This is a genomic window from Serratia sp. BNK-17 (assembly GCF_048684935.1).
In the GTDB taxonomy this organism is placed as follows: domain Bacteria; phylum Pseudomonadota; class Gammaproteobacteria; order Enterobacterales; family Enterobacteriaceae; genus Serratia; species Serratia nematodiphila.
Window position 1 is genome coordinate 4657363 of sequence record NZ_JBLQTR010000001.1, and the last position, 11869, is coordinate 4669231.

The following is an 11869-nucleotide window of genomic DNA, read 5'->3' on the forward strand; positions in this document are numbered from 1 at the left end:
TGACCATCGGTGCCTATTTCCGCCCCGCCGATTGCAGCGGCGAAAACTTCCCCCTATAACTGAACTCAGGCAAGGTGCCTTATTTTTTTCTCGCTTCCAGGGAGTTTATTCAGCAACGTCGTCATCCATTAAAATATAAAAAGGAACTGCCATGAAAGGTATTATCGATAATATCTTAAGCAAGCTGCAGCTTTTCTCCAAAGCCATGATGGGGCCGATATTTTTCCTGCCGGTAATCGGTCTGATCCTGGCGCTCAGTTCTATTCTCACCAATGCCACATTAATCAATGAACATTCCGCTGTCTTCTCTATCGGTAAAATGATCGGCGATACCTTCTGGCCATTATTCGGCAACCTCGGGCTGATTTTCTGCATCGGCATTACCTACGGCCTGGCCAAAGACAAGAAAAGCGAAGCGGCGCTGGTCGCCGTGATGTGCTTTATCATGTTCCTCGGCGCCAATTCTTCTTATCTGCAATTCAGCGGCCACGTCGCGGCCAAGATCAACGGCGAATATTACGGCACCGGGCAGACGGAGTTGCTGGGTTTTACCGTGGTGGATATGGGCATTTTCCTTGGTCTTATCCTCGGCGTCACCATCGCCTGGGTGCATAACCGCCTGTGCAACGTCGAACTCAACGGCGTGTTCTCGGTCTACGGCGGCGCCAAGCTGGTGCTGATTGCCATGACGCCGATCATCATGCTGTACGCCGTCGCCTTCAGCTACCTGTGGCCGGCGATCTCACAGGGCCTGATCGCGCTGACCGGCTTTATGAAAAGCGCCGGCTCGCTCGGGGTATTCGTCTACGGCTTCTTTGAGAAATTCCTGATCCCCACCGGGCTGCACCACTTTATCTGGTCGCCGTTCCAGCTTACCAGCATCGGCGGTTCGATCGTGCAGGACGGCCAGACCGTCTCCGGCTCGCAGGCGATTTTCCTGGCCTATATGCGCGACCCGAGCATCTCGCCGCTGATGAACGAAGCGCTGCGCTTCTCGCAGCAAGGGATGGTGACCATCTTCGGCCTGTCGGGCGCGGCATTGGCTTTCTATCACACCGCCAAGCCGGAAAAGAAAATGCTGGCCAAGGCGATTCTAATCCCGGCCATCACCACCTCGATCCTGGTCGGCATCACCGAGCCGATAGAGTTCACCTTCCTGTTTATCTCTCCGCTGCTGTGGGTGATCCACGCCGTGTTGACCGCGCTGTCGCAGGTGGTCTGCAACCTGTTCCAGGTGCGCCCCTGGGGCGCCAGCGGGCTGGTCGAGTTCCTGGCCTATAACCTGCCGCTGCCGGTTTCCCTCACCCGCTGGCCGCTGTACGTGGTCATCGGCCTGGTGCAGTTTGCGGTGTATTACCTGGTGTTCAAAACGCTGGTGCTGAAGCTCAATCTGAAGACGCCGGGTCGTGAAGATGATCAGGACGTCAGACTCTATTCCAAACAGGATTACCGGAACCGCAAAAATACCCCGGACGAGCCGAGCGGCATCATTATTCGCGCGCTGGGAGGCAAGGAAAACATTATTTCCGTCGATAACTGTTTTACCCGACTGCGGGTGGAATTAAAGGATATGACGCGGGTGGATGAAGCCGCGTTAAAAAGCACCGGCGCCAAAGGCGTAGTGAAGAATCGCCGTGAAGTGCAGGTAATTTACGGCGTCACGGTCGGCAAGGTCAAAAATCAGGTAGAAAAATATTTAGCGACACTCTAACGCTTTATTAATGGGAGATATCGAATGAAATTAACCGTTCTCGGCGGCGGCGGCGTGCGTTCCCCGTTCCTCGCCAAATCCATCGCCTATAACGCCCATCGCATCGGCATTACCGAAGTGGTGTTTATGGATACCGATGAGCGCCATCTGGCGATCTACGGCGCCCTCACGCAGGGCGTATTCCAGCGCATTCGCGGCGACATTGCTTTCAGCCTCAGCAGCGATCCGCGCCAGGCGCTGCAAGGCGCCGACTACATCATCACCACCCTGCGCATCGGCGGCGAGGAAGGCCGCATCCATGACGAGCGCATCGCACTCAATCACCAGTTGCTCGGGCAAGAAACCACCGGCGCCGGCGGCTTCGCCATGGCGATGCGTTCGATTCCGGCGATCCTCGACTATTGCCGCCTGATCGAACAGGTTTCCTCACCGGACGCGGTCCTGTTCAACTTCACCAATCCTTCCGGCATGGTGACCGAGGCGATCATCAAATCCGGCTTCCAGCGCCGGGTCTATGGCATCTGCGACGCCCCCAGCGAGTTTATCCGCGAACTGGCCGAGCTGCTGGGCTGCCGCGAAGACCAACTGAGCGTCGACTGCTTCGGCCTCAACCATCTTTCCTGGTTCCGCAATGCGCGCGTCAACGGCGAACCGGTCACGGAACGGTTGCTGGCGGATCCGCGCCTGTATCGTGATACCTGCATGAAATACTTCTCGCCAGAGTTGGTGGCGCTGTCGGACAATTTGATGCTCAACGAGTATCTCTATTATTACTACTATCGTGAGCAGGCGATCGCCGCCATCGTCGCGGGCGGCGAGACCCGCGGCGAACAAATCGCGGCGATCAACCGCCAAATGCTGTCAGAGTTAGGCGAGCTGGACATCCCCCACCAGTTGGAACACGCCTTCTCTGTCTATTTCAGCCATTATCTGCAGCGCGAAAACTCCTACATGCAGCGCGAGTCCAACCAGGGCAAGGTGAAAACGCGCGAGATGCTGACGCTGCAACAGTTTATCGAGCAGCCGGACAGCGGCGGCTATGCCGGGGTGGCGATCGACATTCTGGAGGCGGTCAACAGCGGCCGGCAAAAACGCGTGGTGGTGTCGATGCAAAACCGCGACACGCTCGATTTTCTGCACCTGGATGACGTGATCGAAATCAGCTGCGAATTGAGCAGCGCCGGCATTCAGCCGGTCAAAATGCGCGATATTCCCGACACCCAGAAAAACCTGATTTCGCAGGTGAAAGAGTACGAACGGCTGGCGGTGGCGGCGATCCTGACCGGCAACCGCCAACTGGCCATCAAAGCGCTGATGGTGCACCCGCTGGTCAACTCCTACTCGCTGGCGAAAACGCTGGTGGAGGAGTACCTGCAGGCCCACCGCGCGTATGCCGGGCACTGGCGCTAAACGACGCGGCCGTCAGCGGCCGCGTCGTTCAAACCAGGCGGTGATCACATTCTCGAATCCCAACAGACAGTGGCCGAAAAACGGGTTGGGATAGTAGATATCGTGATCGTATTTTTGCCGGTCCTCAAACAGAAAGGTCATGTCGGCCTGCTGCGCCAGCGGGCTGTCGCCGTCGCCGCAGAAGGCCGCCAGCAGAATGCGGTTACGTTTCACCGCTTCGCCCCAGCTCAGCGCCGAGCCGCTGTTGCCCGACTTTGAAATCACGATCACCATGTCGAAGCGAAAGCGCGTCTCACGGTCAAGAATGTCGAAATCCGGCCACAGCGACAGATAACTGTCTACACCCAGCGTCATAAACTTGTTGTACATATATTGAGCCACCAGCTGCGAAAAACCGCTGCCGTGGATCAGGATCTTGCCGTTGTCGAGCAGATCGAGAAACTGCGTCTGCTGGGTCGGCGGTGCCGCCGACGTAGCGCGTTCCGCCTGGTAGGCCGGCGCCATCGTCAGGTTGAACTTGATGAAATAGACCAGTTCGAGATAGCCGCGAAAGCCCAGCTTTTTAGCCAGCCGCACCAGCGTCGAGGGGGAACTGTAGCAGCGTGCGGACACCGCACGGATGCCGTCGTCGATGCAGGCGTCCGGGTTGTCGAGAATGCAGTGCAAAATCGTCAGATCCGTCTTGCTGAGCTCAGTCTGGCTGAAGACCTGTTTGAAATTCATCGCTGCCCTCGTTTATTCGCCAAAATTATTGTTTCGCACGCGCTTCACCGCCTGTCCAGCGCGAGACACACAAATTGTGATGCGCTTTAAGGCGCTGAACCCCTTGATTTGCCAGTGGGATAACCGCCTTTACCCACCCCGCCCCGGCCCCTATAATGGCCCCTTTCTGGGGTATGGCGCGGCCGAAAACGGCAGCCCATACGGGTTCGGCTCACTACTGCTGAAGGATACGCTGCATGAAAAAGTGGTCACATCTGCTCGCAGCCGGGATGATGGCGCTGAGTTTCTGCTCTGCAAACGCCTCTGACGGCAAAACGCTGTATTTCTATAACTGGACTGAATACGTCCCGCCGGGGCTGCTGGAGCAGTTCACCAAAGAAACCGGCATCAAGGTGATCTATTCCACCTATGAATCCAACGAAAGCATGTACGCCAAGCTGAAGACCTACAAAGACGGCGCGTACGATCTGGTGGTGCCTTCCACCTACTTCATCGCCAAGATGAGCAAGGAAGGCATGCTGCAAAAAATCGACAAGAGCAAGCTCAGCCACTTCAAGGATCTCGATCCCACCCTGCTGAACAAGCCGTTCGATCCCAACAACGACTACTCCATTCCTTACATCTGGGGTGCCACCGCCATCGGCGTCAACAGCGACGCGCAGGATCCGTCCACCGTCACCTCCTGGGCCGATCTGTGGCAACCGCAGTACAAAGGCCGCCTGCTGCTGACCGACGACGCGCGTGAAGTGTTCCAGATGGCGCTGCTCAAGCTGGGCTATTCCGGCAACACCACTGACCCGAAAGAGATCGAAGCCGCCTACCACGAACTGCAGAAATTGATGCCGAACGTGCTGGCCTTCAACTCCGACAACCCGGGCAACCCGTTTATGGAAGGGGAAGTCAACGTCGGCATGGTGTGGAACGGTTCGGCCTTTGTGGCGCGCCAGGCCGGCACGCCGCTGGAGATCGTCTGGCCGAAGGAAGGCGGGATCTTCTGGATGGACAGCCTGGCCATTCCGGCCAACGCGCGCAACGTCGAAGGGGCGCTGAAACTGATCGACTTCCTGCTGCGGCCGGAAATCGCGGTGCAGGTGGCGGAGACCATCGGTTACCCGACGCCGAACCTGGCGGCGAAGAAGCTGCTGTCGCCGGAGATTGCCAACGACAAGTCTCTCTACCCGGATAAGGCGGTGATTGAGCACGGCGAGTGGCAAAACGACGTCGGCGACGCCAGCACGCTGTACGAAAGCTACTTCCAAAAGTTGAAAGCCGGGCGCTGATCGTCAAAGCAACGTGATTAACTTCGCTATCCACCATAAGGTGGATAGCGAAGTTGCCTGGATCTATTACATTATTCAATAAGGCACGACCCTGTAATAATACGGCAATGTTAATGCATTGGATAAATCTTGTAATTATGCATGGATAGCGGTATATTGACTAGATCATTACATTTTTTTATTTATTATGAGGTGGTGGATGCGTATCGGAATTGCGAGCAATGGATACCCTGAAAAGCGGTGCATTACTGGGAATAAAAGCAACGACTTCCTCAACTTCGATAAAAAGAATCTATTCAAATACATTAATTTCCTGAACGGTAAACTGTTAAAAAAAGCGCCGTCATTCCTTTTTAAACCGCTTGCAGAAAAGTCCTCTGATAATGTTGATGTATTTCACTTTTTCAATCATGTCGGGCTAATAAATAAAAAGTGGGTTGCAACCTTTGAAACGGCTATCCCAAGAGTTCCGGGAATCATGGACACCCATAGAAAACCGGATGGGGAAAATGGCTATGTTCAGAACAAAAAGATCGCAACGTTGCTGTCAGCCATCGCTGACAATAATTGCCTCGGTATTTTAGCATTATCGCAATCCGCTTATAATATTCAAATGGCTGTGCTTGAAGCATACCCCGCCCTTGCCGATTCAGTTAAAAGCAAGATGCGCATCGTTCATCCGCCTCAGCAACTGCTGGTATCATCGATAGCCGACAAGCCGGCCGGCTCAGACAAGGTCAAGCTCATCTTTGTCGGCCGGGACTTCTACCGTAAAGGCGGCGCTGAAATCGTCCTTGCCGTCAGCGAGCTGATTGAGAGCGGAGATATTTTGGCTGACGACATTGATGTGACCTTGATCGGCGATCTGAGCAAAAGAGACAATTATGTTCATGGAGAATTCAAGGATGACCTGCCATTCTATGAGCGCATTGAGTCACTCGTAAAAGATTTATCCTGCATTTCCCATTTTGCATCAGTTCCTAATGAGCAAGTGATGCAAAAATTCATTACCAGCCAGATTGGGTTGTTGCCAACATGGGGTGACACTTATGGTTATTCTGTATTGGAAATGCAGGCCTGCGGATGCCCGGTGATGACAACCAGCGTTCGTGCGCTGACAGAAATAAACCCCGCGGAATCAGGCTGGATGATCGACGTGCCATGCAATAAATTCAAAGAGATTGTCATCAGTAGTTTCAATGACAAAGAGAAAGTTCGCAGTGCCATTGTGGCCGGGCTGAAGAAAAATATATCCAGCGCCGTTGCCGATAAAGCAGAAATTATCGTCAAAGCGCAAGCATCAATCGAGAGAATAAAAAGCGCGCATGCTCCCGACGCTTATTTCAAGTTGATCGACGCTATCTACAAAAGTAAATAGGAAATTTCTTTTTATTATTATTATTATCGCATCAAACGCCGAATGCGTTAATGTCGACGAAAAAAGCAGATCCGAACAACTCGCATCTGCTTTTTTCATTCCCAAACACCGTTATGGCCTGTCGGCTCGCGCCACCTTGCCCACCAGGAACTTGTGCACAAAACGCGGCACCACTTCGCTGGCCAGACCGTAGTGTTTCTCGTCGAACTGGCTCTCTACCTGGCTCGGTTCCAGGTTCAGCTCCATCGCGTAAGCGCCGCCCAGCCGCGCCTCATGCACGAAGCCGGCCGCCGGATAGACATGGCCGGAGGTGCCGATGGCGACGAAGAAATCGGCCTTGCTCAGCGCCTGGTAGATGTCGTCCATGCCCAGCGGCATCTCGCCGAACCACACCACGTGCGGCCGCAGCGGCGCCGGGAACTGGCAGCAATGGCAACGATCGTCAACGCTGAGATCGCCGGGCCATTCGAACACCTGCCCCGACTGGGTGCAGCGCACCTTCAGCAACTCGCCGTGCATGTGCAGCACCCGCTTGCTGCCGGCGCGCTCATGCAGGTTATCGATGTTTTGCGTGACCAACAGGAAGTTGTCCCCCAGCCACTCTTCCAGATCCGCCAGCGCGCGGTGCGCGGCGTTCGGGGCAATGTCCTCCGTCTGCAGCTGGCGGCGGCGTTCGTTGTAAAACGCCTGCACCAGCGCCGGATCGCGCTGAAAACCTTCCGGCGTGGCGACGTCCTCCACCCGGTGCTCTTCCCACAGCCCATCCGCGGCGCGGAAGGTGCGAATACCCGACTCGGCCGAAATGCCGGCCCCGGTCAACACCACCACAAACGGCTTTTTCAGCTCGGCCGCCGCCATGGTGTCACGGTGAAAAATGCGTGAACGAAAGCGCTGATGCAGCACATGCTTACTCTTGCGAAACTGACACAGCCGATGGCGAGTGTGCATTAACTCTCTCCTTACTTTTCCCTGTTTACCCTTCTTACTGGACGTTGAGGCGTGGTGGGCTGCATACATTCACGCCCGGCCTCAACGCCCATTACGTTGGGCGCGCCAAATTGAGGAACGCCGCGCCGCGCACGCCGCCGGCGTCGCCATAGCGCGCCTTCTCGATGCGCGGCAGCCGGGCCACCCGCAACAGGTGCGCCGGCAGCCGCTGCGGCAACGCCTGGTAAATGGCGTCGAAATTCGACAGCCCGCCGCCGATCACCACCAGGTGCGGATCCAGCACCGTCAGCAGGTTACCCAGGCAGATCGCCAGCACGTCCATAAAGCGATCGACGTGAGCCACCGCCTGCGGCTCGCACGCCTGATAATGCGCAATGATCTCGGTGGCAGGCAAGCGCCGGCCATAGAAATGGGCGTACATCCATTCGAAACCGCGGCCCGATATGTAATTTTCAATGCAACCGTGATGGCCGCACCCGCAGGCAACGCGAGGCACATCACGCCCCAGCACCTCGAGCGCGTCCACCGGCAGGCGCAAATGGCCGAACTCGCCGGCGATATAGTTGCGCCCAGGCACCGTCTTGCCATCGACGATCAGGCCGCCGCCCACGCCGGTGCCGAGGATGATGCCCAGCACCGTCGGGTAGCGGCGGAACTCGTCGTCCCAGGCTTCCGACAGCGCAAAACAGTTGGCGTCGTTGTCGACGCGCACCTCGCGCCCGATCAGCGCCGCCAGATCGCGCGGCAGCGGCCGCCCCATCGCCGCCGGCACGTTGGCGGTAAACAGCGTGCCATCATCATCGTTGGGCAGGCCCGGTATGCCGATGCCGACGCTGCCGCGCCGGCCGCAAAACGCATCCGCCTCAAGGGTCAGATCGCACAGCGTGGCCAGCAGCTGCCGGTAATCTTCACGCGGCGTCGGCACCCGTTTTTGCCAAATGCGCTGCAGGTTGCCGTCGAACACCCCCAGCTCAATCTTGGTGCCGCCCATATCGAAACCGTAGTACATAACCCACCCCCAGGCTAAAAAAACGGGGCGGCATCGCTGCCTCCCCGTTGGTGTTATTGTCCGCTCAGCACCCGCGCCGGATCGATGCGGCTGGCGCGCCTCGCCGGATACCAACTGGCCAACAGGCTCAGCACGATGGCGGTAGCCAGTACGATCAGCACGTCCAGCCAGTGCAGCTCGGAAGGCAGGAAGTCAATGAAGTAGATATCGCCCGACAGGAAGGAATGGCCGACCAGCTTCTCGATGCCGCGGATAATGTTGGTCAGCTGCAGCGAAGCGATCACCCCGATCACCACGCCGCTCAGGCTGCCCAGCAGCCCGGCCAAGAGTCCGTACCAGATGAAGATGGCGCGGATAAAGCCGTCTTTGGCGCCCAGGGTGCGCAGCACCGCGATGTCGGCGCTTTTGTCTTTCACCGCCATCACCAGCGTGGAGACGATGTTGAAGCAGGCCACGCCGATCACCAGCACCATCGCCAGATACATGATGGCGCGGATCATCTGGATGTCGCGGTACATGTAGCCGTACTTGCCGATCCAGCTTTTGATGTAGATATAAGAATTGGTCACTTCGCCGGCGTCGCGCACCAGTTTGTTGGCGGCGAATACGTCGTTCACCTTGATGGCGATACCCGTGACGCTGTCACCCATGTCGAGATACTGCTGCGCGTCGGCCAGCGGCACCAACGCCAGGCTGTGATCGAGCTGGCCGCTGAGCTGCAAAATGCCGGTCACGTGCAGGCGAATGCGCTTCGGCTGCAGCAGCTTCATCTCCGGGTCGCTGTTGGGGATCATCACCGTCACATAGGCGCCCTGCTTGACGCCCAGCGCGTCGGCCACGCCCTTGCCGAGGATCACCTGCTGCTCGCCGGGCTTGAAGTTGGCCCAGGCGTCGCCCTGCACATACTGCGGCAGCGCGCTCAGCCGGCTCTCCTGCTGCGGATCCACGCCTTTGACTTCCACCGCGCGCAGCTGCGCGCCGTTTTCCATCAGGCCGGTAAAGTTAATGTACGGCGCGGCGGCCAAGATACCCGGCACCTTTTCCACCCGCTGCAGAATCGACGGCCAGCCGCTGAACGGCTGATTGACCGGCTCAAGCTCGCCGTGCGGCACCACCGCCAGAATGCGGTTCTTCAGCTCGCGCTCAAAGCCGTTCATTGCGCTCAGCCCGACGATCAGCACCGCCACCCCCAGCGCAATGCCGATGGTGGAGATGACCGAGATCAGCGACACCATGCCGCCGCGTTTACGGCCGCGGCTGAAACGCAGGGCCGTCAGGAAGGACAGTGAGGCTCCCGCCATTACTCGGCCCCCATCAGGGTCAGCTGCGCCTGCAGGTGGCCGTCGGCCATTTCCAGCTGGCGGCTCAGGCGCTTGGCCAGCTGCAGATCGTGCGTCACCACCAGGAAAGCGGTGCCCTGGCGCACGTTCAGCTCGCCCAGCAGATCGAAGATGCTGTCCGCGGTGCGTTTATCCAGGTTACCGGTCGGTTCGTCCGCCAGCACCAACGCCGGGTTGTTGACCAACGCGCGCGCGATCGCCACGCGCTGACGTTCGCCGCCGGAGAGCTCGGACGGGCGGTGCTTGCTGCGTTTTTCCAGCCCGACCGCCGCCAGCATCTCCCGCGCCTTCTCCTGCGCCTGCGCCGGCTTGGCGCCGCCGATCAAGAGCGGCATGGCGGCGTTTTCCAGCGCGGTGAAGTCCGGCAACAGATGGTGGAACTGGTAGATGAAGCCCAGCTGGCGGTTGCGCAGCTCGGCCTTGGCCGCCGAAGACATGGCGTTCAGCGATTCGCCCTTGAAGATCACCTCGCCGGAGGTCGGCGAGTCCAGTCCGCCCAGCAAGTGCAACAGGGTGCTCTTGCCGGAACCCGAGCTGCCGACGATCGCCATCATCTCGCCCTGCTGCATGGCAAAGCTGACATTGCGCAGCACGTCGGTGTGCAGATTGCCTTCCTGATAGGTCTTGCACAGGTTGTCACACTGCAGCAAAAGATGGTTACTCATAACGTAAAGCCTCAGCGGGTTGTACGGCGGCAGCGCGCCATGAAGGATAAAGCGTGGACAACAGAGAAACCGCCATCGCCACCACGGCGATGATCGTCACCTGCAGCGGATCGACCGCCACCGGCAGCGAAGCGCCGTCGATCAAGGCGCCGAGGATCGGCATCAGATTGTTCAGATTGGTAGCCAGCAGCACGCCGAGCAGCGTGCCGAGCAGCGAACCGATGATGCCGGCGCTGGCGCCCTGCACCATAAATACCGACATGATCTGGCGGCGGGTCAGCCCCTGAGTCTGCAGAATGGCGACTTCGCCCTGCTTCTCCATCACCAGCAGGCCGAGCGAGGTGATGATGTTAAACGCCGCCACCGCCACGATCAGGCTGAGCAGCAGCCCCATCATGTTCTTCTCCATGCGCACCGCCTGGAACAGCTCGCCCTTGCGATCGCGCCAGTCTTTCCAGACGGTGCCCGCCGGCAGCGCCTGTTGGCTGAGGGTATCGACCGTCAGCGGCTGTTGCAGGAACAGGCGCCAGCCGGTGATGTTGCCGGCCGGGTAACGCATCAGGCGCGAAGCGTCCTGTTGGTTGACCAGCAGCTGATAGCCGTCCACCTCGCTGTTGGCGTGGAAGGTGCCGATGAGGGTGAACAAACGCTGGCTGGGAATGCGGCCCATTGGCGTGAACTGGCTGGCGCTCGGCACCATCACGCGCAGCGAATCGCCGCGCTTGACGCCAAGTTGCCCCGCCAGCTGTTCGCCGATGATGATGTTGTATTGGCCCGGCTGCAGCTGCTGTTGCTTGACGTTGACCAGATATGGGGTCAGCGGATCGGCCTCGTCGGGATTGACGCCGAGCATCACCCCGACCGCCACGCTGCGGGCGCTTTGCAGCACCACGTCACCGGTGGTCAGCGGCGCGACGCGCGTGACGCCCTGCAGCTTCTGCACCTCGGAGGCCGGCAGCTGCTGCGGGTTGACCGATCCTTGCGGACTGGTGACCAACGCCTGCGGCATCAGGCCGAGAATGTTGTTTTCCAGATCCTTTTCGAATCCGTTCATCACCGACAGCACGGTGACCAACGCCATCACCCCCAGCGTAATGCCGATGGTGGAAAGCCAGGAAACAAACCGCCCGAAGCGGTCTGAGGCTCGCCCGCGCATGTAGCGCAGGCCAATGAATAACGCGACAGGTTGATACATGAAATCCGTTTGATAGCCGTGGCTTAAGCAAAGTGATCATGGATAATAAAGGCTCTCCCTCGTTTAGGGAACACCCGACGGCCTTTTATTGCGTGGCGCAGACGAGAGCGGTGGCGGCAGATTAGCGCAAGATTTACCCGTCGCTGCAAAAAATCGACGGCGTTAACCGGTTAAATAACCGGCAAAAAAGCGATGGACAGCGCTTTTTGC

At 58.2% G+C, this 11869-nt stretch carries 11 protein-coding genes; 5 read left to right on the plus strand and 6 right to left on the minus strand.

What is annotated here, in order from left to right; all coding sequences use genetic code 11:
* Positions 1-151 precede the first annotated feature (151 nt).
* Both ACMGF7_RS22265 and ACMGF7_RS22270 read left to right on the plus strand, forming a co-directional pair.
* Positions 152-1711 (plus strand): PTS transporter subunit EIIC, encoded by a 1560-nt coding sequence (locus ACMGF7_RS22265; RefSeq protein WP_164095007.1) that lies wholly within the window; start codon positions 152-154, stop codon positions 1709-1711.
* Between the two features lie 24 nt (positions 1712-1735).
* On the plus strand, positions 1736-3121 hold the full coding sequence (locus ACMGF7_RS22270; protein WP_420286713.1) for a glycoside hydrolase: 1386 nt from the start codon (positions 1736-1738) through the stop codon (positions 3119-3121).
* A 12-nt stretch (positions 3122-3133) separates the two neighbouring features.
* Here the strand turns inward: ACMGF7_RS22270 and ACMGF7_RS22275 are convergent, their stop codons facing one another.
* Positions 3134-3844: a MurR/RpiR family transcriptional regulator gene (locus ACMGF7_RS22275; RefSeq protein WP_420286714.1), complete on the minus strand. Its 711-nt coding sequence runs from the start codon at positions 3842-3844 to the stop codon at positions 3134-3136.
* On the opposite strand from ACMGF7_RS22275, the gene ACMGF7_RS22280 reads away from it, so the two are divergent.
* The 3 genes from ACMGF7_RS22280 (at position 3834) to ACMGF7_RS22290 (ending at position 6502) form a co-directional block, all read left to right on the plus strand.
* Entirely contained in the window at positions 3834-4151 is a 318-nt protein-coding gene (locus ACMGF7_RS22280) for a hypothetical protein (protein ID WP_152903402.1), read from the plus strand. The genes ACMGF7_RS22275 and ACMGF7_RS22280 overlap by 11 nt on opposite strands.
* Positions 4081-5124, plus strand: a complete 1044-nt coding sequence (gene potD / locus ACMGF7_RS22285) for a spermidine/putrescine ABC transporter substrate-binding protein PotD (protein ID WP_015377584.1) — start codon at positions 4081-4083, stop codon at positions 5122-5124. The genes ACMGF7_RS22280 and potD overlap by 71 nt, the downstream gene beginning before the upstream one ends.
* 199 nt (positions 5125-5323) lie before the next feature.
* Positions 5324-6502, plus strand: coding sequence for a glycosyltransferase (locus tag ACMGF7_RS22290; protein WP_049240228.1), 1179 nt, complete (start codon positions 5324-5326; stop codon positions 6500-6502).
* A 111-nt stretch (positions 6503-6613) separates the two neighbouring features.
* On the opposite strand, the gene cobB is transcribed toward ACMGF7_RS22290, so the two are convergent.
* From cobB to lolC, 5 genes are all read right to left on the minus strand, one after another.
* On the minus strand, positions 6614-7450 hold the full coding sequence (cobB, locus tag ACMGF7_RS22295; protein ID WP_049240229.1) for a Sir2 family NAD+-dependent deacetylase: 837 nt from the start codon (positions 7448-7450) through the stop codon (positions 6614-6616).
* Between the two features lie 91 nt (positions 7451-7541).
* Positions 7542-8459 carry an N-acetylglucosamine kinase gene (gene nagK, locus ACMGF7_RS22300; RefSeq protein WP_049240230.1) on the minus strand — a complete coding sequence of 306 codons (918 nt, stop codon included), beginning with the start codon at positions 8457-8459 and terminating at the stop codon, positions 7542-7544.
* A 53-nt stretch (positions 8460-8512) separates the two neighbouring features.
* Complete coding sequence (lolE, locus tag ACMGF7_RS22305; RefSeq protein WP_049240231.1) at positions 8513-9760, minus strand: lipoprotein-releasing ABC transporter permease subunit LolE; 1248 nt, start codon at positions 9758-9760, stop codon at positions 8513-8515.
* Positions 9760-10464 (minus strand): lipoprotein-releasing ABC transporter ATP-binding protein LolD, encoded by a 705-nt coding sequence (gene lolD / locus ACMGF7_RS22310; protein ID WP_004941120.1) that lies wholly within the window; start codon positions 10462-10464, stop codon positions 9760-9762. Before lolD ends, lolE begins: the two co-directional genes overlap by 1 nt.
* Complete coding sequence (gene lolC, locus ACMGF7_RS22315) at positions 10457-11659, minus strand: lipoprotein-releasing ABC transporter permease subunit LolC (RefSeq protein WP_004941116.1); 1203 nt, start codon at positions 11657-11659, stop codon at positions 10457-10459. Before lolC ends, lolD begins: the two co-directional genes overlap by 8 nt.
* Positions 11660-11869: the final 210 nt, after the last annotated feature.